The sequence below is a fragment of the Brevibacterium sp. SIMBA_078 genome, from assembly GCF_046534565.1.
In the GTDB taxonomy this organism is placed as follows: domain Bacteria; phylum Actinomycetota; class Actinomycetes; order Actinomycetales; family Brevibacteriaceae; genus Brevibacterium.
The window spans coordinates 753,644-775,927 of record NZ_JAWRYQ010000001.1 but is presented as its reverse complement, the minus strand read 5'-3'; the positions used below and the strand labels follow the sequence as shown (position 1 = coordinate 775,927).

Here is a 22,284-nt window from a genome sequence, read left to right as displayed (position 1 = left end):
CGCCGTGAACTGTCGGCGAACCGCCTCAGAACAGGCCGTCGAGACGCATCAGTACATGAGGCAGAACCGTCTCAGAAGAGACCGCTGAGCAGCGTCGTGACGAGCTCGTCGACCTGCATCGAATAGGCGACGATGAGGGTGAATCCGGTGGCGATCCACGCGATCTCCTTGTCGTGGACGTAACCGCGCAGCGGCTCCTGCCGATAGCGCAGACCGCCGGCGAGGACGATGCCGAGATCGATGATCCACCAGATCCCCAATCCGCCGAGGCTGAGCAGCTTGAGTGCGCCCGTGAAGTACCGGCCCGTGTAGAACCGATCACAACCGAGGACTCCGAAGAGCATCGACAGCAGCCAGGTGATGACGAAGGAGCGGTTGCCGGGAACGTCCGTGTGCTGGCCTTCGGTCGGCGCAAGCGATTCCAGGGACGAGGTGGTGACACCGGGGGATGACGCAGCGGGGTACTGTGGAGCGGCTGACGGGTCAGAGGACGTGGCAGGGCGGTTCGCGGGGTCTGCGCTGAGTGCGGGAATCTCGCTGGTCGCCGTCATCGCTGGCACGTCCATTCACTGCTCGTCGAACTTCTGATCTTCAGCCTAGAATCCGCAGGACCGCCTCGGCGATGGGGTTATCCTCCACATCCTTGCGGTGTCCGGACTCACACGGTCCGGGACCCGGAATCGTTTGAGCCGCGAATGCCGGAGGCATAGCGTAGGGCTCATGAGCACAGGTGAGCCGAGTCCGACGAGCACTCGGCGTACCGTAGCCGCGGTCTTCCTCGCGGGAGTCTCCGTCTTCCTCGTCCTCTACGAGACCCAGGGCCTATTGCCGGCGATCCGTGACGCCTACGGAATCGACGGTCCGACGGCGAGCCTGACCGTGTCCGCGACGAACGTGGCCATGGCCTGTTTCCTCATTCCGTTCTCGATGCTCGCCCCGCGCGTCGGCCACGCCCGCCAGATCGGCGCGGGGGTGATCGTCGCGGCGATCCTCGCGCTCGTCCTTCCCTTCACTCCGACTCCGGAGCTGCTCATCGTCGTCCGGTTCCTCCAGGGGGTGGCGATCGCCTCGGTGCCGGCCACAGCCATGGCCTATCTGTCGCTTCGCCTGCCGTCGGCCGCGCTGCCCGGAGCGATCGGGGTCTACATCGCCGGAAACACGATCGGCGGGCTCTGCTCGAGGCTGCTCACCGGACTGGCGTCGGAATTCCTCGGCTGGCACGGCGGGCTTGCGTTCACCGCGGCAGTGTCGCTGATCTTCGGGCTCATCGTCGTTTGGCTGCTGCGCCACGACCTCTTCTCCACCGCCCGCAGCCGGGCCGTCCTCGACACGGACGTTTCCGATCAGTCAGACACGGATCCCACCCTCACCGAGGCGGCCGACCCCGACGCTGTCACCGCAGGTGACGACGCCGCCGATGCTTCCACCGACAGTGATGGTGCCGACGACGAGACCGAAACCGGGGACAATGCCGACGACGGTGGGGCTGGGAGCGCGCAGCCGCCTCGGCGAGCGATTCCGCTGCGCGGAGGTCTGTGGCGGATCTACCTCACCGGGTTCCTGTGCATGATCGTCTTCGGCGGATCGTTCACGATGCTCGGCACCCGCCTGCAGCAGGATCCGTGGCACCTGAGCGAGGGTGCGGTCGCCCTGTTCTTCCTCATCTACCTCGTCGGCACCGTCGTCACCACGTATTACGGCCGTTTGGCCACGAAGTTCTCGCGTACTCGGATCACCTTGGCGGGAATGGTCATCGCGCTCGCCGGTGCGGGGCTGACTCTGGTCGATTCGCTCGTGGTGATCATCATCGGCATGTCGCTGCTCACTGCCGGATTCTTCCTCGGACATACGGGTGCTTCCGCCGCTGCCAGTGCCGCCCGGCCGGGAGTCGATTCGACCCGTTCCGCGGCCATCTACCTCACCGTGTACTACCTGGGTACGAGCCTCGGCGCGTGGCTCTCGGCTGTCCTCTTCGCTGACTTCGCTTGGCCGGGTGTCGTCGCCATGTGCGTGAGCTCCCTCATCGTGGTCTTCGTCTTGACCCTGACCGGTGCTCCGCTAGGCTTCAGGAAACGCAGCTGATCGCTCGTTCAGTGTCGCCGGCGTCGGTGGACTGTCGCCTGCGGCAGCGTGATGTTCCCTATCCGCCGGTGGCTTCCGCGCCGGCGTCGTCGTCGAAAGGCCAGTTCATGTCCGAGACCACCAACTCGACCGTCGTCTACGCGATCACCGACGGCGTCGCCCACGTCGAGATCGACCGTGCCGACAAGCTCAATTCGCTCACCCGCGAGGTCTTCGAAGACCTCGTCGAGGCGGGGCTGGCGCTTAAACGTTCGAGCGAGGTCAAGGCCGTGGTCCTGTCCGGTCGCGGTCGTGCCTTCAGCGCCGGTCTCGACTTCACCGAGATGGCCCGGATCGCCGAGGCGGGAGCAGCGACCCGCTCATCCGCCGAGGAAGCGGCCGAGCGGGACGCCGGTGCCGGTGAGAAATCTTCCGCAACCGGTGCCGGGCGGTCGGGTGCCGCGGATTCCGTGGCCACTGCCGTCCAGGTCGGGGAACGGCTCGGCTCGGCTCGGGCCCTGGCGCAGAAAGCCGTGCACATCTGGTCACTCATCGAAGTTCCGGTCATCGCGGCCGTGCAGGGAGCTGCTCTCGGCGGCGGGCTGCAGATCGCCCTGGGGGCGGACATGCGAGTCGCCGGACGCGATGCGAAGCTCTCACTCATGGAACTCAATTGGGGGATCATTCCCGATATGTGCGGCACCCAGCTGCTGCCGCGACTCGTCGGACCGGCACAGGCGAAGAAGCTTATCGTCACGGCTGACACGATCGGCACCGACGAAGCTCTGCGCATCGGCCTCGTCGAAGAGATCGTCGAGGATCCGCTGGCCAGGGCTCGCGAGTTGGCCGGGCAGATCGCGGGCCAGTCACGGTCGGCGCTGGTGTGGGCAAAGCGGCTCGTCGACCTGTCCTATGACTCCGACTTCAGCACCGGACTCGACGCCGAACAGGAAGCGCTCGCCGCGCTGCTCGGCACCGACGAGCAGAAACAGGTCGTCGCCACTCGACTGGCTGCGATGAAGGCCCGCGCCAAGGGCTGAATCAGGAACCGCGGTTGGAGGGGAACTCCGGGCGGACGGGATCGATGATCCTCTCGGCGGTGACCGCCTCGGTGACGGTGGAATACTCCGCGAGCTCACGCAGCAGCACGAACGTCGGGCGCATGAGCTTCAGCCGTCCGGCTCCCTCATCTGCGAGGATGCCGGTCACCGAGCGCCACTCGCTCGTGTGCGCCTCCGTCGTCTGATGCTGGGCGGCGGCGAGTTCGGGAGTCGCGATCGTATAGAAGTACGTATCGAAGCGTTTGGGCCGACCCAAGGGCGTCACCCAGTTCGCCCACGGTTTGAGCCCGGCCGGGTCGAGGACCGCGCCCGTCTCCTCCTCGACCTCACGCACAGCGGTGGCGAGCAGAACGCGCCAACCCTCGGCATCCTCGGCGAAGGTCGATTTCGACCAGGCGGAGGTGTGCACCTGCGGATCGGGGACGGTGATGGACGGTGCGGTCGTGTAATCGATGGGGTCGACGCGGCCGCCGGGGAAGACGACGACGCCGGCGGCGAAGTCCATCGTCGACACCCGGTGCTGGACGAAGACCTCGAGTCCGTCGTCCCCGTCGCGGAGCATGAGCACGCTGACGGCGGGCCTGATCGGGACCGCCTCGGCGTCGGCGATCTCGGGACCGCGGCTCGCGCTGTCGGCGGTATCCGAACGGTCGGAGCCCTCAGGGTTGATGTCTCGAATCACGTTCAGCACCTTCGCTCTCAGCAATTGATGTCTTCATCCAGTATGCCGGGGAAGCGACGAGCAGCGGTCGGCGGGGTGGGTCGAGTGCGTTCGGGACCGAGCGGGCGACGGGCGGAGGGGTGGGCCGAGTGCGCAGGTGACGGGCAGGATACGATGGGTGACAATCTGACATCCTCCATCGGAGGCCGATAACCCAACCGGTGACGAACAGGGCGGGCTGAACGGGCAATTTATGAGCAGTTTCGGGATCTATCCGTTCTTCACGATCAACCAGGCTTGGCCGAACTGGGTGATCATCATCCTGCTGCTGGTCGATCTGATCATCCGCATCATCGCGCTCGGGTGGATTCCGCACAATCGCCGGCCGTCGGTCGCGCTCGGCTGGCTGCTCGCGATCTTCCTCATCCCCTATGTGGGCATTGCGGCCTTCCTGCTGCTGGGCTCGGCGAAGCTGCCGAAGCGGCGGCGGGACAAGCAGTCGAAGATGAATCACCTCTTCCGCGATCAGATCCGCCACCAGGCGATCGTCGGGCGCCACGACCATATGCCCGAACCGCTGAGCACCGCCGCGCAGCTCAACTTCGACCTCGGCGCACTGCCGATGACCCACGGCAACTCCTTCGACCTCCACGTCGACAACCACGCCTGCATGGAGGCGATGGCCGATGCCGTCGACCGAGCACAGCGGTTCGTGCACTTCGAGTTCTACATCGTCGCCATCGATGACACGACGAGGCGGCTGCTCGAATCGCTGTTGGCCGCGCACCAGCGAGGTGTGAGTGTGCGGGTGCTCATCGACCACGTGGGATCGCTGGGCTACCCGGGGTATTCGGAGCTCGTGAAGAAGCTCGACCGGTCGGGCATCAGCTGGCGCCGTGCCCTGCCGATCCGCCCCTGGAAGGGCGAATACCAGCGTCCCGATTTGCGCAATCACCGCAAGATCCTCGTGGTCGACGGGGAAGTCGCGTTCACCGGTTCGCAGAACATCATCGACCGCACCTACAACAAGGCCCGCAACCGTCGGAAGGGCTTCCAGTGGAAGGACCTGTCCGTGGAATGCCGCGGGCCGGTCGTCGAAGAACTCGACGCCGTGTTCATCACCGACTGGTATTCGGAGACCGACGAGATCCTCGACGAACCCGACAGCTTCGAGCTCGAGGCCCCCGAATTCGGCGGCATCCAGGCTCAGATCGTGCCGTCAGGTCCGGGATTCGAAGACGAGAACAATCTGCGGCTATTCAATCACCTCATCTACAACGCGAATCGTCGTGTCGTCGTGTGCTCGCCGTATTTCGTGCCCGACGAGTCCCTGCTTCACGCGCTGACGACGGAGGCCAGATCCGGAGTCGATGTGCGTCTGTACGTCGGTGAGACGAGCGACCATTGGCTGACCCACAAAGCGCAGCAGTCCTACTATGACGAGCTGGTGCGCGCCGGGGTGCGGATCTTCATGTACCACGCGCCGACGGTGCTGCACTCGAAGTTCCTCATGATCGACGACGAAATGTCGATCATCGGCTCGTCGAATATGGACGAACGGTCCTTCGCGATGAACCTCGAGGTCACGCTCTTCATCGTCAACAAGGAATTCACGCAGCGCATGTACGACCTCGAGGCCGAACGCTATGCACCGAATTCGGTTGAGCTCAATGCCGAGGAATGGCGGTCGCGGTCGCTGCTGAAGAAGTACGTGGAGAACGTCGCCCGGCTGACGAGTTCGCTGCTGTAGTCGCGCGGGGACGCAGCCTGCCGCCGCGGTGGAAGCCGCGAACAGCCCAGAAAAAGGTGAACAGCCCTGTTTCAAACATGGGCTGTTCACCTTTTCCTGGGCTGTTGCCGACTGACTCAGCCAGTCTGCCGGCGCTCAGTCGTCGGCGACTCCTGCCGGACCTTCGTCGTCGAGGTGACGCTCGGGATCGGTGATCGAGTCCTGGGCCTTCGGCGAGGGCTTGTGCTTCGCCGTGGTGTTCGACTTCGCTGTTTCCTGCGCGGCCGTGGTGCTCTTCGCCGCCGTGTCTGCCTGCGCACCAGCCGAATCCTCGTCACCGTCGTATTCGGAGACCGGAGTGTTCGTGGCAGCAGCTGCGTTGACCTTGTCGGCAGCCGTCTGCACGGCATCGGCCACAGCCGGGGACTTCTCACGGATGGACTGGTTGGCCTTCTCGACGGTGTCCTGGACGCGCGGGTCGGTCCACAGTTCCTGAGCCTGGGCCTTCAGCCGTTCGTAGCTCTGACGCCCGGTGCGTGATCCCAGAATGAATCCGACTCCGAGACCGGCCAGGAGAATCAATCTCTTCTTCATGGTCTTGCTCCTCTTCGCAACTCGACGTCACCGTATTCGGCTCTGCTGTGCGACACAGGTCCGGGCAGCGATGTGGCAGCGCACGGGCACTGTGCCCTTGGGATCCACCTTATACCGAGTCGGGCCCGTACGGGTATGGATTCACATGCGTCGTCATCGCGGATTCTTCACGGCCTTCGGGTCGGCGCACGGGACGCGGGCTCGGCAGGTGGAGCCTTGGATCGGCAGGTGGGACCAGCAGCAGATCCCAACTGCCCGACTGCAGACTCAGCCGAGGCTCGGCTGCTGCTGGGTGATGCAGTGGATTCCGCCGCCGCGGGCGAAGAGCTCGCGCGCATCGACCCCGACGACCTTCCGTCCCGGGTAGACGCGCTCGAGCACGGCGGCCGCCTCGGCGTCCATCGGATCGTCGAAGGTGCAGGCGATGACCCCGCCGTTGGTGACGAGATGATTGACATACGAGTAGTCGACCCAGCCCTCCTCGTCGCGCAGCACCTCGGGGGCCGGGATCGGCACCACTTCGAAGCGCGTTCCGTCGGCGGTGGTCTCGGCCGCGAACTGCTCCTTGAGTGCGCGACTGAATTCGTAGTCCGGGTGTTCGGGATTGCGCTGATCGTGGACGAGGACGACGCCGGGGCTCGGCATTGCGGCGACGATGTCGACGTGTCCCCGGGTGCCGAAGGTCTGATTGTCCCGGTGGAGTCCGCGGTCGAGCCAGATGACCTTCTTCGTCCCGATCGTGCGCGCGAATTCGGCTTCCACATCGGCTTCGGTCAGACCCGGATTGCGACCGGGATCGAGTTGGACGCTGCGCGTGGCGAGCACCGTGCCTCGACCGTCGACATGGAATCCGCCGCCTTCGTTGCGCAGATCCGAGGACACCACGGGAGTTCCGGCGAGGCCTGCGACGAATTCTCCGATGTGCTCATCGTGATCCCAGCTAGCCCATTCCTGCGCGCCCCAACCGTTGAACACCCAGTCCACCGCGTGCAGGGCACCCGCCTCGCCGATGACGAAGCTCGGCCCGATATCGCGCATCCACGCATCATCGAGTTCTGCGTTGACGATCGTGATCTCGTGGTTGATCCCCTCGCCGAGGTGGCGCTTGGCGTGATCGGTCTGTGCACCGGTCACGACGACCGTGACAGGGGTGAATTCGCTGGTGGCGCGGGCAACGGCGGCCCACGTGGCGCGTGCGGCCTCGGCCTCGGCTTCCGTGTCGCCGAGCGCGTAGCCGGAAGATGGGAACGCCATCCAGACTCGGTCCTGGGCGGCGGTCTCCGCCGGCATGTGCAACGTCATCGTTCGTCCCTTCGCTGGTGGACTGTCGCTGAGCCGAGTGTAGCCAGAATCTCGCCGAGGCGGTCGACGGATTTCGCAGGTCCGTCTCCGCATCTGCCCGGTTCGGGGGAGTCCACGTAGCCATCTGGGACAGTGGGCGGCCACTGGAGTCCGTATAGTCTGGCAGGGAGTCACAGAGCTGGCCAGGACACCGAACACACGACACCGGTCACAGAGCCAGCTTTCGATCGCGTGCGAAGGAGGCAGGAAGTGGAAGACCAGGATCTGCAGGAGATGTTCGGCAGGCGAGGGACGGGGCCGCTGGCCGGAACCATCGTCGCCGATTTCTCCCGAGTCCTCGCCGGCCCCTACGCGACGATGATGCTTGCGGATCTGGGCGCCACGGTCATCAAGGTGGAGGGGAAGACCGGGGACGATACGCGTCACTGGGCGCCGCCTCGGCGAGGGGATGATGCGACGTATTTCCTCACAGCGAACCGAAACAAGCACTCCGTCGTCCTCGATTTCAAGGACTCCGACGACCTCGCACTCGCCCAGCGGCTCGCCGCTCGTGCGGATGTGCTCGTGGAGAACTTCAAGGCCGGGGGACTGGCGAAGTACGGCCTCGACTATGAGACGGTCAGCGCGGTCAATCCGGGCATCGTCTACGCCTCGGTGACGGGTTTCGGCCGCGACAACCCGCAGCCGGGCTACGATCTGCTCATCCAGGGTCTGTCCGGATTCATGTCGGTCACCGGCTCCGAGGAGTCGGGCCCGGTCAAGGCGGGCGTCGCCGTCGTCGACGTGATCACGGGACTGCATACGGCCGTCGGCATCCTCGGCGCGCTCAATCACCGGAAGGACTCCGGGGTCGGTCAGCTGGTCGAGACGAATCTGCTGTCCTCGGCGCTGTCCGGGCTGGCGAACCAGACCTCGGCGTACGTGGCCGGCGGCGTGGTTCCGCAGGCGATGGGCAACAAGCACCCGAGCCTCTACCCGTATCAGCCGATGCCCACGGCGGGGGGCCAGATCATCATCGCGTGCGGCAACGACAAGCAGTTCGCCCGCCTCGCCGAGGTGCTCGGCCACCCCGAATGGGCGGCCGATGAACGGTTCGCGAACTTCGCCGACCGCAACGTCAACCGCGATGACCTCGAACCCGAACTCATCGCGGCGCTGAGTGAGAAGACGAACCAGGAATGGTTCGACATCCTCACCGAGGCGGGGCTGCCGTGCGCGCCGATCAACTCGATCGCCCAAGGTGTGGACATGGCATCGTCGCTGGGACTCGAGCCCGTCGCCGAGGCGGGTCAGGGCGATCGCGTCATCCCCACCGTGGCCAACCCGATCCGGTTGTCCGAGACCCCGCCCAGCTACGAACTGGCTCCACCGACGCTCGGCGACTCCACCGAAGCGGTCAAGGCGTGGCTGAGGGCGGCCGACTAGACCTCGGGTGTGCGCCGCGTGCCGAGTGCCGCGTGCCGTGTGCCGATGTTCGGGAAGCCGGTGGGTGTCGCATGACCGTGACTGATGGTCTTCGTGTGTCTGATGACCGCGAATGATTCTGCCGCTGCCCGGGCAGGCAGTGCCACAGCTGAAGTACCCTATTGACTGTGCATTGTCACCGAGAGATCTGCCAAGCGACCGATGAGGCGCGGGACCAGCGGTGACGGCAGTCGTATTCCCAAGAGAATTCCGGAACCGAGATGGACAATGAGCCGACCGAGGTCACACCTCGGAGACGTTCGGCGGTGAAACGGACCCTGATGGTCATCGCGATGGCGATCACAGGGTTCCATATCTTCGCCAGCTTCCTGTGGATCGCCCCTGCCTCGACGGCGAGGGAGGTGATTCCCGGTGACCTGCTCTCCAAATACATGATCCCGCTGTGGGGACAGTCGTGGAGCGTGTTCGCCCCCGAGCCGATCAACGGCGACTACTACTTCGATGTGCGCGCGGTGATCAAGACCGACAGCGGCGAAGAGATCACTCAGTGGGTGCGGGCTACCGATGTCGAGCTCGACCATTCGACATACAAGCTGTTCCCGCCGCGGTCGGCGGGGCTGGGCGTCGGAGTGGCCTCGGACATCAAGGGCTCGTGGGAAGAGCTGCCCGATGATCAGAAGGCGATCGTCAAACTCGATTACTTCAAGGGCGACGATTCCGTCGACCGGCTGGAGACGAAGCTGAAGCACTACGACGACCCGGAGAACGCGATTCCCGCCTACCTGGAGAGCGAGCATCTGGCCACGGCATATGCGACGCAGGTGGCGAAGGCCATCTGGGGCGACGACGTCCAGCGCGTCCAATACCAGGCCGCCCGTCAGAACGTCGTACCGTTCGCCGAACGCAACGACAAAGACGCGAAGCGTCCAAACATCCAGCCCGTCCCCGTGGGATGGCGCGCACTCGTCGTCGAGGAGCACCAGTCCCAGGAGGAATTCACGAAGTACTTCTGTGCCTCGGACGAAGTGAGGTGCGTCGGTGAACAGTGACGACACGAACCGCAAGGGCCGGGACGATCTCGACGGCGAGGTCACGGACCAGCGGACCGGCACGGCCGCCTCGGCGCGGAAACGGGAGAAGGGCCACGGGTCGGACTCCGCGGACCGCGGAAACGATGGGGCCGCCTCGGTGAGTGATTCGGCGCCCGAATTCGGGCTGGTCCCGGTGACGACCCTGGTGCGGACGAAGCTCGCGCAGGGGTGGAACTGGCTCGAGGAGATGCTCACCGGCCGGTACCACGCGACGTACGGGCTGGCGGTGACGCGGATCCTCATCGGATTCACCGGACTCGGCCTCATCCTCACGAACTTCAGCGCGCGGCATTACACCTTCGGTGTGGGGTCGGCCTGGAACGGGGAGATCGCCGAACCCAAGAGCGACTTCCCGAACATCTGGCTCTTCTCCCTCTTCCACCGGGCGGTGACGACGCCGCCGCTGTTCACGGCGATGATGATCGGACTCGCGCTGCTGGCGATCGTCATCATCCTCGGCTGGCGCACAAGGATCGTCCTGCCGATCTACCTCGTGCTGTGGGTGAGCTTCATCGAGCTCAACGACGGGGCAGGGGACCAGGGCGACAACGCCTACCGGATGTTCATGATCGCCATGCTCTTCGCCGATACGACCCGCAGATGGTCCCTCGACGCCAGGCGGCGCGCGCGGAACCCGGAATTCCCGGACAACGACGGCGGCTCGTGGCGGTGGGCGCTCATCATGGCCAACAATCTGGCGATCGTCGTGCTCGCATTCCAGGTATGCGCGATCTACATGTCCGGCGGTCTGTACAAGGCCGGTGGCGAAGCCTGGCAGCACGGGTTCGCCGTGTACAACCCGCTGCATACCCAGCAGTTCGGCACGTGGCCGGTGCTGTCGGACCTGATGACGGCGTGGGGGCCGATGGTCGTGGCGATCTCGTGGGGATCGATCCTCTTCCAGTGTGCCTTCCCGTTCATGCTCTTCAACCGTTACACCCGCATCATCGCGCTGCTGGGCATCCTATCCTTCCACCTGGGCATCGCCCTGCTCATGGGCCTGCCGTGGTTCTCACTGACGATGATCGCCGTCGATGCGATCTTCATCCGCGACCGCTCATTCGCGAAGGTCTCCGCCTACCTGCGGCATTGGTGGACGTCATCGGCGCCGCGGTCGGTCGGTGGGGCTTCGGGCGGTTCGGGTGCTCGCGGCGGTGGCGCGAATGCCGGCTCTGCTGGTCGCGGCGGCGGCGCGAAGGCCGGCTCCGCTGGTCGCGGCAGCGGTTCGAAAGGCACTGCTGCGAAAGCCGGCGCGAGTGCCAAGTCGAAAGCTTCCGCCGGGTCCCGCAAGAAGTAGTTCGCGCGCTTCGACTCCGCACGCACCCGCGGCACGCAGCCTGCGAGCACCAGCGCAGCGGCGCACCAGCGCAGCGTCCAGCGGAAGCTGAAATGGGACACTCTGCTCTGAATTGCTCACCGAAGAAAGTGAGCGATCCAGAGCAGGGTGTCCCATTTCTGTGCTGTGCCGCGCTGCGGTCAGCGAAACAGCCCAGTTTGAGTTGAATAGCCTATGTTCAAACAGGTGCTATTCAACTCAAACTGGGCTGAATCCGCTCAGCACGCCCCGGCGGTGAGCCTTAGCGCTTGGGGCGCAGCTCCAGGCCGGTGGCTTCGGGGTCCTCGGGCAGATCGACGACCACGGTGTCCCCGTCGACGACGTCGCCGGCGAGCAGTGCGCGGGCCAGCTTGTCGCCGATCTCACGCTGAACCAGCCTGCGCAGCGGGCGGGCACCGAACGCCGGATCGTAGCCTTCGAGTGCCAACCAGTCCTCGGCCCCCTGAGTGACCTCGAGTGAAACCCGACGGTCGGAGAGCCGGCGCGACATGTGCGAGATCTGCAGATCGACGATCGACGCGAGTTCGGTCTGGCTGAGCGCGTCGAAGAGCACGATGTCATCGAGACGGTTGAGGAACTCGGGCTTGAACGTCGCATGCACGACATCGAGCACCTTGCTCCGCTGCTCCTCGGTCGAGAGGCTCTTGTCGACGAGGAACTGCGAACCGAGGTTCGAGGTCAGGATCAGGATGGTGTTCCTGAAGTCGACCGTGCGTCCCTGACCGTCGGTGAGCCGACCGTCGTCGAGGACCTGCAGCAGGATGTCGAACACGGACGGGTGCGCCTTCTCCACCTCGTCGAGCAGGACGACGGAGTACGGGCGACGGCGGACCGCCTCGGTGAGTTGGCCGCCCTCGTCGTATCCGACGTAGCCCGGAGGGGCACCGACGAGGCGGGACACGGTGTGCTTCTCACCGTATTCGCTCATATCGATCCTGATCAGGGCCTTCTCGTCGTCGAAGAGGAAGTCCGCGAGAGACTTCGCGAGCTCCGTTTTGCCGACGCCGGTGGGTCCGAGGAACAGGAACGAACCGGTCGGACGATCCGGGTCTGCGACACCGGCCCGCGAACGGCGGATGGCGTCGGAGACCGCGGCGACGGCGTTCTTCTGCCCGATGAGACGCTCACCGAGGATGCCCTCGGCTCCCAGCAGCTTCTCGACCTCGCCCTGGACGAGGCGTCCGGCGGGGATGCCCGTCCACGAGGAGACCACCTCGGCGATGTCGTTGCTGGAGACCTTGTCCGAGACCATCTGATCGGAATTCGCTCCCGCCTCGGCCTGGGCTTCGGCGGCTTCGGCTTCGGCGATCTCCTTCTGCACGGCGGGGATCTCGCCGTAGAGCAGACGGGATGCGGTCTCGAGGTCCGTGTCGCGCTGGGCCTTCTCGGCGGCCGAACGCAGCTCGTCGAGCTTCGTCTTCAGCTCACCGACCCGGTTGAGGCCGGCACGCTGGGACTCCCATTTGGCTTCGAGTCCGCGCAGCTCCTCCTCCTTGTCGGCGAGATCGGCACGCAGAGCACTCAACCTCTCGATCGAGGCGGAGTCGGTCTCCTTCGCCAGGGCCATCTCCTCCATCTTCAGGCGGTCCACGGCGCGGCGGAGCTCATCGATCTCGACCGGAGCCGAATCGATCTCCATCCGCAGGCGGGAAGCCGCCTCGTCGACGAGGTCGATGGCCTTGTCCGGCAGCTGCCTGCCGGTGATGTACCGGTTCGACATCGTCGCGGCCGCGACCAGGGCGCCGTCGTTGATCGAGACCTTGTGGTGGGCCTCGTAGCGTTCCTTGAGTCCGCGCAGGATCGCGATCGTGTCCTCGACACTGGGCTCACCGACGAAGACCTGCTGGAACCGCCGCTCCAGGGCGGGATCCTTCTCGATGTTCTCGCGGTACTCGTCCAGCGTGGTTGCACCGATCATCCGGAGCTCACCACGGGCGAGCATCGGCTTGAGCATATTGCCCGCGTCCATCGAGGAATCCCCGCCGGCACCGGCACCGACGATCGTGTGGAGTTCGTCGATGAAGGTGATGATCCGACCGTCGGCGTTCTTGATCTCCTCGAGCACGGCCTTGAACCGCTCCTCGAACTCGCCGCGGTACTTCGCACCGGCGACCATTGCGGAGAGGTCGAGGCTGATGAGGGTCTTGTCGCGCAGCGATTCGGGCACGTCTCCGGCCACGATCCGCTGGGCCAGGCCTTCGACGACGGAGGTCTTGCCGACGCCGGGCTCACCGATGAGGACGGGGTTGTTCTTCGTCCTGCGGGAGAGCACCTGCACGACGCGGCGCACTTCCTTATCGCGGCCGATCACCGGGTCGAGCTTGCCTTCCCGGGCGACGGCGGTGAGGTCGATGCCGAACTTCTCCAGCGACTGCATCGTCTCTTCGGGGTTCTCCGAGGTGACCTTCTTCCCGGCACGCAGCTCGGGCAGGGCCGCGAGCAGTGCGTCCCTGTTGGCCCCATTCGCGCGCAGCGCTTCGCCGGCGCCGTCCTTGCCAGCCGCGGCGGCGAGCAGCAGGTGCTCGGTCGAGACGAACTGGTCGCCGAGCGCCGTCATCTCCTCCTGTGCGAGGTTCATCATCTCCAGGCCGGCGCGGGAGAGTCCCGGCTGGCTGACGGTGGATCCGCTGACGGTGGGGAACCCGCTGATCACGGATTCGATGGACCGCAGCACGGTCTGCGGGTCGGCGCCGACCTTCGTCAGCAGGGTCGCGGCGAGCGAATCGGGCTGGCCGAGCAGGGCCGCGACGAGGTGGGCCGGTTCGATCTGGTTGTTCTTCCGGGCGACGACGTCGTTGACCGCGGTCTGCAGCGCCTCCCGGGATTTGGTTGTCATCTGTGCGTCCATGTACGCATCTCCTTCTCAGAATCTGTGCTGATTTCAGCTCTCGAAAAGAACAACACCGACAAAGTTGAGTCTATTCCGCTCAACTTTGAAAATCGAGAAGTATTTCGCCGCCCGCCCCTACCTCGTGATGACCGATTGGAGGTCGAAGCGGTGGAGCACGCGGTCGGCGATCTCCGGGTCGGTGCCGCGTTCGCGCCGGGCCTTGAGCACCTCGGCGCGGGCGGACTGCATGGCTTTCTTCTGCACGGCCAGCATCTGCTCCCGGTGTTCCTTGAAGGCCATCGCCTGTTCCGAGCTCGCCTGGTCATCGGTGGTTCCGCTGAGCTGATCGTGCAGGACTTTGAACCGTGCCCGCAGCGGTTCGATGACGTCGTCGGGCAGACTGTCATCGTTCTTGATCTCACGCATCGCGGCCTTGTAGGCGCGCAGAGCGATGTCCCTGGTCGCCTGATGTTCCTTCTCCGCCTCGTCGTCGATGCCGAGGAGAGCGACGACGGTCGGAAAGCTCAGGCCCGCCAGCACCAGAGTGAGCAGCAGGACCACCGCGGCCGCGACGACGACATAGGACCGGCCGGGGAACGGAGCACCGGAACTCGTCGTGGCCGGGATCGACAGGGCCAGGGCGACCGTGGCGAGGCCGCGCATCCCGCCCCAGGTCATCAGCGTGGCATCGCGGACGCTCAAAGGTGCGGCATCCGGATCCTCCTCACGTCGCTTGCGTTCGATGAGGGTGCCGAGCAGCAGCCATACGAAACGGACGGCGACGACGATGAGAGCGATGAGCCCGCCGGCGAGCAGTGCGCGACCGAGGTCGGCGTGTTCGGATTCGACGATGAGGCGCAGATCGAGGCCGATGAGTCCGAAGGCGATTCCCGTGATGAGCATCTCGAGGACCTGCCACGTCGAATTCTGCGTCACCCGCTCCGCCGAGTTGCCCTCGACATCGCGGCGCCGCACCTCGAGGGCGGCCACGACGACGGCGATGACCCCGCTGGCGTGGAAGTGCTCGGCCACGAGGTAGACGCCGAAGGGCAGGACGAGCATGAGGGAGGAGCGAGCGATCGTGTGATCGATCTTCTCCATCACCCACCAGGCGGCGAAAGACAGGACGAGGCCGACGATGATCGCCACGACGGCGGAGACGACGAACGACACGGCCAGATCTGCGTAGTCCACCTCGGTGCCGGCCAATACCGCGGCCATCGCGGTCTGGAAGATGACCAGCGAAGCGGCGTCGTTGAACAGGCCCTCGCTCTGCAGGGTCGACATGATGCGGCGCGGGATCGACACGGTGCTGGCCACGGCTTCGACGGCGACCGGGTCGGGTGGGGCGAGCATGGCGCCGAGTGCGATGGCCGCGGCGATCGTGATTCCGGGGATGAGGAAGACCGCAGAACCGGCGACTGCGGCCACGGTCACCCCGACCAGCGCCACGGACATGCCGAGGATCGTGCGCCACCGGATCGCGAACAGCGCCCACGATGTCTTCTGCGCGGCGGCGAAGAGCAGGGGCGGCAGGAAGAGGGGGAGGACGAGCTCGGGATCGATGGCCACCTCGGCGAAGGTGGGGATGAACGCACCGGCGATGCCGATGAGGACCATGAGCGCCGGCCACGGAAGTTTGAGCTTCTGCCCCAACCCGACCACCACCGAGGTGGCGGCACCGAATCCGATGATCATCAGCAGTGTGGTCATGCCAGTCCCTCCGAGCCGCTCCCACCGGGGCGGATGAGTCCGGAGGCGGGCGGAAATCGTCTGCGCAGATTCCGCGCCGGGCCCGGCGACCTTTGGCAGAATGAGGCTATGTCGGAATCTATTGTATTCGCGCAGCTCGACGACGGAGTCGCGTCCGTGACGATCAACCGGCCGTCCACGCGCAACGCACTGTCGCGTGAGGTCATGGAAGACCTCATCGACACCCTCACCGAGGTGGCCGACCGCACCGATGTGCGCGCGGTCATCCTCATCACCGCCGGTCATGTGTTCAGCTCCGGTCATGATCTCACCGAGATCCGCGGGGCGGACCTGGAGACGCAGCAGACCACATTCGACGCCTGTGCCCGACTGATGCAGCTCATCCACTCCATCCCGCAGCCGGTCATCGCGCAGGTGCAGGGAGTGGCCACGGCGGCCGGCTGCCAGCTGGTGGCGACCTGCGATCTGGCTGTTGCCGCCGAGTCCGCCAGATTCGCAACACCGGGAGTGAAGATCGGTCTGTTCTGTTCGACTCCGATGGTGGCGCTGACACGTGCGGTGCCGGCGAAGCAGGCGATGCGGATGCTGCTGACCGGTGATTTCGTGACCGCCGAGGATGCGCTGAAGTTCGGTCTCGTCTCCGATGTCGTCGCCGACGCGGACCTCGAGTCCGCCACCTTGGAATTGGCTCTCAAAGTCGCGTCCGCCTCGTCGGCTACAGTTGCCCTAGGAAAAGCTGCGTTCTACGAACAGCGGGAGCTGCCTGTGGCCGATGCCTATGCGCGGATGTCGCAGGTGATGGCGGACAATGCCGTCGCGGCCGATGCACAGGAGGGGATCGATGCCTTCCTGACGAAGAGGGAGCCGCAGTGGCAGCACCGCCGCTGAGGCGGCGGGTGTGAAGATGAGAAAGGGAACGTCGTGGCGGTGATAGTGACCGGAGCCAGCGGCTTCATCGGTGGTGCCATTGCACGGGCGCTCGCCGAAAGGGACGAAACGGTCTACGCGCTGTGCCGGCGAGATCCCGAGATCCCCGGGGTGAACTTCCAACACTGGGACATCACCGAACCCGCGTCCGCCTCGGTGACCTCGTTGGCCAAGAGTGTGACCGCGGTCTTCCACTGTGCCGGAATCGCCTCCGTCAGTGCCGATGACGACGCTCTCTACAACGTGAAGGTGACGGGCACACGCCATGTCCTCGATGCGTTTCCGAAGTCCCGCATCGTCCACGTGTCCTCGACGACGGTGTACTCCGAGTCCGAACCCCACGCCGAGCTGTGGGAAGAGGCCGGGCCGAAGGACCCCAACGACTTCGCCGACGCATACTCTCGCACTCATGCTCTCGCCGAGCAGCTCGTCATGAGGATCCGTCCCGATGCTGCGATCCTGCGCCCCGCGGCCGTCTACGGTCCCGGGGAGACGATGCTCATGCCGTTCCTGTCGCGGATGTCGAAGAAGGGTGTCCTGCGGCTGCCCGGCGGCGGCAGGCAGAAGATCACCCTGACGCATGTCGACAATGTGGTGCGGGCCGCGCTCGCCTGCCTCGACGTGCCTTCGGCAGCGGGTCCCTTCAATATCGGTGACCCGATTCCATACCGGCTCAAAGAGGCGATTGTCACTCACTTTGCGCGGATGGACTATGACCAGGTCGTCATCGAGGGTGTTGCGAAGGACAAGGCATTGGTGGCGGCGAAGCTCGGGCTCAAGATCAAGGGCGTGTTCAAACGCGGAGACCGCGCGAAGCTCTTCCTCGTCAGATACCTGCAGTCGGACCGGACGTACAACCTGTCCCGGCAGCAGCGGGTGCTCGGCATCTCGACCACCCAGCACCTCATCCCGTCTCGCCTGCAGTAGGACGCTGGGACCCAGCGACCAGGTTCACCGCTTGAGGCCGTGCTGGGCGGCGACGATCTTCGACATGAGCTCGCGTGGAAGCGCACGCCCCAGCAGAAACGGCAGCGGTGCCCTGCTGCCGACGGCGTAGAACTCCCGCGGCCTCGGCGCGATGATCGCATCGACGATCGTGGCCGCAACCTTGGCCGCCGGAATGCCGCCGCGCTCGTTGGCGTCGAGGTGCTCGAGCATCGTCGTCACGTCCTGCGTATAGGGCGAGCCCTCTTCGAGGTACTTCGTCCGGCGCATCCCGATACCCGTGGCGATCGATCCCGGTTCGACGGTGCTCACCCAGACGCCGAAGGGCGAGAGCTCCTGCCGAGCCGCCGTGGCGAAAGCGCGCAGAGCCGCCTTCGCCGCCGAATAGGAACTGCGGTGGGCCAGTGGGAAGCTGGCGAGCATCGACCCGACCATGATGATGCGCCCCGCCTGCCGTGCACGCATTCCGGGCAGTACGAGTTGGCTCAAACGAACGGGGCCGAACACATTCGTGCGGAAGAGCCGTTCGATGGCATCAGCCGGGAGCTCTTCGAACGGACCCGACTGGCTCTCCCCGGCATTGTTGATGAGCACATCGATGCCGTCGAGCAGGCCGAGTTCCTCGAGCTCCGTGGCCAGTCGGTCGGGGCCGTCGGGATCGGCGAGATCCAGTGGAAGATAGCGGACACCGGGGATCCGATCGGCGGGGGAGATGCGGTCGGGGTTTCGGCCGGTTGCCAGCACCGTGCAGCCTTTCGCCGCCAGCGCCTCGGCGACGGCTCGACCGATTCCCGAGGTGCCGCCGGTGACGAGGACGGTGAGATCTGACTGCGTGCTGCTGGTCACGAGTGCGCTCCTTCGCCTGGTGCAGACCCGCTTTCCGGTCGCCCAGATGTCACTGCACGGCCCGCCTGCTCTGCGGCGGCGCGTCCGGCGCGGAGGCCGGAGAAGATGCACCCGCCGAGGAACGTTCCCTCGAGTGCGTTGTACCCGTGCATTCCGCCGCCCCCGAAACCGGTGACCTCGCCGGCAGCGTAGAGGCCCTGAATCTTTTCGCCGGATCCCGCCAGCACCTGCCCGTCGAGGTTCGTCTCCAGTCCGCCGAGAGTCTTGCGCGACAGCAGGCTCAGACGCACCGCGATGAGCGGACCGTGTGCCGGGTCGAGGATCTTGTGCGGTTTGACCGCACGCACGATCTTGTCGCCGAGGTAGGACCGCGCATTGTGGATGGCCTGGACCTGCGCGTCTTTCGAGAACGCGTGCTCGGTCTGCCGGTCCCGCTGCCGGATCTGTGCGATGAGATGGTCGTGATCGATGACCGGTCCGCGGGAGCGCTCGTTCATTCCCGCGACCAGTTCCTCGGTGGTCTCGGCCACGACGAAGTCGGAGCCGTACTTCTTGAAGGCCTCGATCGGTCCCGGAGCATCGGAGGAGCGCACCCGATCGAGCGTGATCCGAATGTCCTTCTCCGTGAGGTCCGGGTTCTGCTCCGAACCGGAGAGCGCGAATTCCTTGCGGATGATCGACTCATTGAGCACGAACCACGAATAGTCGTGCCCGGTCTCAAGGATCGTGTGCATCGTCCGATTCGTATCGAAGCCGGGATAGTTCGGTGCCGGGAACCGATTGCCCTCGGCATCGAACCACATCGACGACGGTCCCGGAATGATGCGGATCCCGTGCCCCGGCCAGATCGGATTCCAGTTCTCGATGCCCTCCGTGTACGCCCAGATCCGGTCCCGGTTGATGAGGCTGGCTCCGGCATCCTCGGCGATCTGCAGCATCCGCCCGTCCACATGAGCGGGCACTCCGGCGAGCATCGTATCCGGGAACTCGCCGAGGCGGTCGACCGGCCAGTACTTCTTCATCAGATCGAAATTGTGCCCGATGCCGCCGGTGGTGACGATGACAGCGGGTGCCCGGAGTTCGAAGTCGGCGATTTCGTCGCGGTTCGATTCGACTCCGCGGGCCGTGTGACTGGGGGCGAGCGTCCGCCCGCGGACACCGACGACGGCTCCATCCTCGTTGATGAGTTCGTCCACGCGGTGACGGAAAGCGAACTCGACGAGTCCCGCGGCCTCCGCGGTCTCGACCGGTTCACGGAAGACTCGGACCACCTCGGGGCCGGTGCCCCAGGTGAGGTGGAAACGGGGCACGGAATTGCCGTGTTCACCCGCCCCGGACCCACCGCGTTCGGCCCAACCGACGATCGGCGTCAGGCGTAGGCCGAGGTCACGCAGGTACTGGCGCTTCTCGCCGGCGGCGAACTCGAGGTAGGCCTCCGCCCATTTCCGGGGCCAATGATCCTCATCGCGGTCGAATCCCGCCGAGGTGGCCCAGTCGTCCTTGGCGAGCTCGAGCGAATCGTGGATGCGCAGTCGCCGCTGTTCGGGGGAGTCGATGAGGAAGAGCCCGCCGAGGGACCAGAACGCCTGTCCGCCGAGGTTGGCGCGGTTCTCCTGATCGAGGATGAGTACCCGCTTGCCGGCCTGGGTGAGCTCATGGGCGGCGACGAGTCCGGCGAGCCCGGCTCCGACGATGATCGCATCGGGAGATGGGCGGCCCGGGGCGGAAGGATCTCCCATCGCGGAGCTGTTGCCGCCATCACCGGGTGAGCGGGACGGGTCCGCGCTGTCGAAAGAACTCATCGTCGACTCCTCTGTCGCATCTGTCGGCCGTTGAACCGACGTTAAGTGTGCGCAGATTGTCCGGAACGGGCCGGATTCTGACAATCTGCGCACACTTACTTACCAGTAGACCTCAGTATTGCAGACGTTCCCGGTGAGAAGAGGGGCAGGCGGGCGGCAGTCCGATGTAATCGCCGCACTCTGTGATGAACCGAGACAGTCAGCAGTACTGCACCATCAGCCGTGGAGGGTCTTCTCCAGCCAATCGGCGGCTGCGGCGAATGACTCGTCCGTCGTCGTCGGGTCGATCGGCACCACTGCTCCGTCAGAGCTCGGGTAGCTGCCGAGGAAGTGCAGCTTGAGGGCCGCCCGGTGGACACCCTGCAGGGCCTCGGCCATGCGTGCCTCATGGATGTGTCCGAGCAGGTCGATCGAGAACTGGTAGAGGCCCAGCCCGTCACCGGTCGGCCGGGATTCGATGCGGGACATATTGATCCCGCGGCTGGAGAACTGTTCGAGCAGTTCGAGCAGCGAACCCGCCCGGTCCGAGCGCAGGGCCGCGACGATGGTCGTCTTATCGGCCCCTGTCGGAGCGGGCAGCGGACCCGGGCGGGTGACCACGACGAATCGGGTGACGGCGTCTTTGCGGTCGCCGATGTCCTCGGCGACGATCTCGAGTCCGTAGCGCTGAGCGGCCAGGGCCGGGCAGACGGCAGCCATATGGTCGCCGGCGTCATTGGCCAGGTCCCGGGCGGCCGCGGCAGTCGAGGACGTCGGCAGGTAGACGGCTTCGGGGAAGTTCTCGTTCATGAACGCCCGCACCTGTGCCTCGCCGTGCGGGTGCGAACCGAAGGAGGAGATCTCCTCCCTGGTGGTGCCGGGTTTGACGGCGAGGACGAAGCGGACGGGCACGACCACCTCGGCGATGATCTGCAGACGTCCGTTCTCGGTCAGGGCATCGATCGTGGCGGGCACCCCGCCTTCCAGCGAGTTCTCGATCGGCACGACCGCGGCATCGCAGTCGCCCTCGAGCACCGCGTCGAGCGCCGAGGGGGCATTGCGCATCGGGTGCGTCGTGGCCTCGGCGCGCAGGTTCCGGGAGTCGAGGAAGCTGAGCAGGGCCGCCTCGGTGAAAGTGGCCTCCGGGCCGAGGTAGGCGAAACGGTTGAGGCTCACTTGCCGGTCTCCTTGTGGTTATCGCCGTTCCGCTTCGCGCGGAGGCGGCGGACGAGGATGGCGCGGGCGACGTCGCGATACTGTGCAGCGCGGTGCAGCTGCGCTTTCAGATCACGACCGGTGACGCGGTGGTGGAGGTCGCATTCGACCTCTTCCACGCGCAGGCCGGCATTGACGACGTCGATGGTCATGGCAGCCTCGACGCCCCAGCCTGCGGCGAACGGCATGGCCGCGTCGAAGGCCTCTCTCGACAGGCAGCGCATGCCCGACAGGGGCTGGGTGGCTTCGAATCCGGAGAGCTCGGCGATGCCTTTCTTCGCCAGACCGACGACGAAGCCGAAGCCCCCGCCCTTGCGCTTCTGCGCGGGCAGGATCGCGATCGTCATGTCGGCCCGACCAGCGAGTACAGGCTCGGCCAGGGGAGCGGTGTTCATCGCTGAGTCCTCGAGGTCGCCGTCGATGAACAGCAGCGCCCGGTGGTGCGGGTCGACGCCCGGATCGGCGTCGGAGATCTCCCGATTGCGCAGAGCGAAGGCTCCGGTCATCATGGCCGCAGCCTTGCCCTTGTTCTTCGGGTGGGTGATGACCTCGGCGCCGGCGCGGCGGGCCAGGGTTCCCGTGGCATCGACCGATCCGTCGTCGACGACGAGGACCATGTCGACCCCGGGGATCTGCTTGGCCGCAGCGACGGTGGCACCGATCCGCTGGGATTCGTTCATCGCGGGGATGATAGCGGCGACCGCCTCGGGGGCGGGGTGCGGCTGTGCGCTCATGTCGGTTCTCCTGTCCGTCACCGGCACCGAGGT

At 65.6% G+C, this 22,284-nt stretch carries 18 protein-coding genes; 8 read left to right on the top strand and 10 right to left on the bottom strand.

Annotated features, from left to right (window positions below):
* Positions 1-71: 71 nt before the first annotated feature.
* Positions 72-551 (bottom strand): TM2 domain-containing protein, encoded by a 480-nt coding sequence (locus SB749_RS03460; RefSeq protein WP_410709040.1) that lies wholly within the window; start codon positions 549-551, stop codon positions 72-74.
* A gap of 169 nt (positions 552-720) precedes the next feature.
* Here SB749_RS03460 and SB749_RS03455 point away from each other — a divergent pair, with 169 nt between their 5' ends.
* On the top strand, positions 721-2,082 hold the full coding sequence (locus SB749_RS03455) for an MFS transporter (RefSeq protein ID WP_410709039.1): 1,362 nt from the start codon (positions 721-723) through the stop codon (positions 2,080-2,082).
* 107 nt (positions 2,083-2,189) lie between these two features.
* A complete protein-coding gene (locus tag SB749_RS03450; protein WP_410709038.1) occupies positions 2,190-3,101 on the top strand; it encodes an enoyl-CoA hydratase-related protein in 912 nt (303 codons plus the stop codon).
* Between the two features lies 1 nt (position 3,102).
* Here SB749_RS03450 and SB749_RS03445 read toward each other — a convergent pair whose 3' ends face one another.
* Positions 3,103-3,804, bottom strand: a complete 702-nt coding sequence (locus SB749_RS03445) for an NUDIX hydrolase (RefSeq protein WP_410709037.1) — start codon at positions 3,802-3,804, stop codon at positions 3,103-3,105.
* 232 nt (positions 3,805-4,036) lie between these two features.
* Between SB749_RS03445 and cls the strand changes: the two genes are divergently transcribed.
* Entirely contained in the window at positions 4,037-5,533 is a 1,497-nt protein-coding gene (gene cls, locus SB749_RS03440) for a cardiolipin synthase (protein WP_410709036.1), read from the top strand.
* Positions 5,534-5,668: 135 nt separating this feature from the next.
* Here the strand turns inward: cls and SB749_RS03435 are convergent, their stop codons facing one another.
* Together SB749_RS03435 and SB749_RS03430 are read right to left on the bottom strand one after the other, a co-directional pair.
* Entirely contained in the window at positions 5,669-6,106 is a 438-nt protein-coding gene (locus SB749_RS03435; RefSeq protein WP_410709035.1) for a hypothetical protein, read from the bottom strand.
* A 267-nt stretch (positions 6,107-6,373) separates the two neighbouring features.
* Positions 6,374-7,408 (bottom strand): agmatine/peptidylarginine deiminase, encoded by a 1,035-nt coding sequence (locus tag SB749_RS03430; RefSeq protein WP_410709034.1) that lies wholly within the window; start codon positions 7,406-7,408, stop codon positions 6,374-6,376.
* A 249-nt stretch (positions 7,409-7,657) separates the two neighbouring features.
* Here SB749_RS03430 and SB749_RS03425 point away from each other — a divergent pair, with 249 nt between their 5' ends.
* From SB749_RS03425 to SB749_RS03415, 3 genes are all read left to right on the top strand, one after another.
* A complete protein-coding gene (locus SB749_RS03425; protein ID WP_410709033.1) occupies positions 7,658-8,833 on the top strand; it encodes a CaiB/BaiF CoA transferase family protein in 1,176 nt (391 codons plus the stop codon).
* 260 nt (positions 8,834-9,093) lie between these two features.
* Complete coding sequence (locus SB749_RS03420) at positions 9,094-9,882, top strand: DUF5819 family protein (protein ID WP_410709032.1); 789 nt, start codon at positions 9,094-9,096, stop codon at positions 9,880-9,882.
* Positions 9,872-11,221 carry an HTTM domain-containing protein gene (locus SB749_RS03415; RefSeq protein ID WP_410709031.1) on the top strand — a complete coding sequence of 450 codons (1,350 nt, stop codon included), beginning with the start codon at positions 9,872-9,874 and terminating at the stop codon, positions 11,219-11,221. The genes SB749_RS03420 and SB749_RS03415 overlap by 11 nt, the downstream gene beginning before the upstream one ends.
* 280 nt (positions 11,222-11,501) lie before the next feature.
* Here the strand turns inward: SB749_RS03415 and clpB are convergent, their stop codons facing one another.
* Positions 11,502-14,108 carry an ATP-dependent chaperone ClpB gene (clpB, locus tag SB749_RS03410; protein WP_410709030.1) on the bottom strand — a complete coding sequence of 869 codons (2,607 nt, stop codon included), beginning with the start codon at positions 14,106-14,108 and terminating at the stop codon, positions 11,502-11,504.
* 117 nt (positions 14,109-14,225) lie between these two features.
* A complete protein-coding gene (locus SB749_RS03405; RefSeq protein ID WP_410709029.1) occupies positions 14,226-15,803 on the bottom strand; it encodes a Na+/H+ antiporter in 1,578 nt (525 codons plus the stop codon).
* Between the two features lie 108 nt (positions 15,804-15,911).
* Here SB749_RS03405 and SB749_RS03400 point away from each other — a divergent pair, with 108 nt between their 5' ends.
* Both SB749_RS03400 and SB749_RS03395 read left to right on the top strand, forming a co-directional pair.
* Positions 15,912-16,691, top strand: coding sequence for an enoyl-CoA hydratase (locus tag SB749_RS03400; protein WP_410709028.1), 780 nt, complete (start codon positions 15,912-15,914; stop codon positions 16,689-16,691).
* Positions 16,692-16,724: 33 nt separating this feature from the next.
* Positions 16,725-17,657, top strand: coding sequence for an NAD-dependent epimerase/dehydratase family protein (locus tag SB749_RS03395; protein WP_410709027.1), 933 nt, complete (start codon positions 16,725-16,727; stop codon positions 17,655-17,657).
* A 24-nt stretch (positions 17,658-17,681) separates the two neighbouring features.
* Here the strand turns inward: SB749_RS03395 and SB749_RS03390 are convergent, their stop codons facing one another.
* From SB749_RS03390 to SB749_RS03375, 4 genes are all read right to left on the bottom strand, one after another.
* Positions 17,682-18,521, bottom strand: a complete 840-nt coding sequence (locus SB749_RS03390) for an SDR family NAD(P)-dependent oxidoreductase (RefSeq protein ID WP_410709026.1) — start codon at positions 18,519-18,521, stop codon at positions 17,682-17,684.
* Positions 18,518-20,260: an FAD-binding dehydrogenase gene (locus SB749_RS03385; protein ID WP_410709922.1), complete on the bottom strand. Its 1,743-nt coding sequence runs from the start codon at positions 20,258-20,260 to the stop codon at positions 18,518-18,520. Before SB749_RS03385 ends, SB749_RS03390 begins: the two co-directional genes overlap by 4 nt.
* Before the next feature lie 279 nt (positions 20,261-20,539).
* The gene (gene pheA / locus SB749_RS03380) at positions 20,540-21,478 is read right to left on the bottom strand and encodes a prephenate dehydratase (RefSeq protein ID WP_264799906.1); all 939 of its coding nucleotides are present in this window, start codon (positions 21,476-21,478) and stop codon (positions 20,540-20,542) included.
* A complete protein-coding gene (locus tag SB749_RS03375; RefSeq protein WP_410709025.1) occupies positions 21,475-22,251 on the bottom strand; it encodes a glycosyltransferase family 2 protein in 777 nt (258 codons plus the stop codon). Before SB749_RS03375 ends, pheA begins: the two co-directional genes overlap by 4 nt.
* Positions 22,252-22,284: the final 33 nt, after the last annotated feature.

Excerpts from the sequence above, each read along its gene's own strand:
- SB749_RS03455 (WP_410709039.1), top strand. The coding sequence starts at position 721 with ATGAGCACAGGTGAGCCGAGTCCGACGAGCACTCGGCGTACCGTAGCC.
- SB749_RS03385 (WP_410709922.1), bottom strand. The coding sequence starts at position 20,260 with ATGGGAGATCCTTCCGCCCCGGGCCGCCCATCTCCCGATGCGATCATC.
- SB749_RS03405 (WP_410709029.1), bottom strand. The coding sequence starts at position 15,803 with ATGACCACACTGCTGATGATCATCGGATTCGGTGCCGCCACCTCGGTG.
- SB749_RS03450 (WP_410709038.1), top strand. The coding sequence starts at position 2,190 with ATGTCCGAGACCACCAACTCGACCGTCGTCTACGCGATCACCGACGGC.
- SB749_RS03430 (WP_410709034.1), bottom strand. The coding sequence starts at position 7,408 with ATGACGTTGCACATGCCGGCGGAGACCGCCGCCCAGGACCGAGTCTGG.
- cls (WP_410709036.1), top strand. The coding sequence starts at position 4,037 with ATGAGCAGTTTCGGGATCTATCCGTTCTTCACGATCAACCAGGCTTGG.
- SB749_RS03435 (WP_410709035.1), bottom strand. The coding sequence starts at position 6,106 with ATGAAGAAGAGATTGATTCTCCTGGCCGGTCTCGGAGTCGGATTCATT.
- SB749_RS03460 (WP_410709040.1), bottom strand. The coding sequence starts at position 551 with ATGACGGCGACCAGCGAGATTCCCGCACTCAGCGCAGACCCCGCGAAC.
- SB749_RS03420 (WP_410709032.1), top strand. The coding sequence starts at position 9,094 with ATGGACAATGAGCCGACCGAGGTCACACCTCGGAGACGTTCGGCGGTG.
- SB749_RS03375 (WP_410709025.1), bottom strand. The coding sequence starts at position 22,251 with ATGAGCGCACAGCCGCACCCCGCCCCCGAGGCGGTCGCCGCTATCATC.
- clpB (WP_410709030.1), bottom strand. The coding sequence starts at position 14,108 with ATGGACGCACAGATGACAACCAAATCCCGGGAGGCGCTGCAGACCGCG.
- SB749_RS03400 (WP_410709028.1), top strand. The coding sequence starts at position 15,912 with ATGTCGGAATCTATTGTATTCGCGCAGCTCGACGACGGAGTCGCGTCC.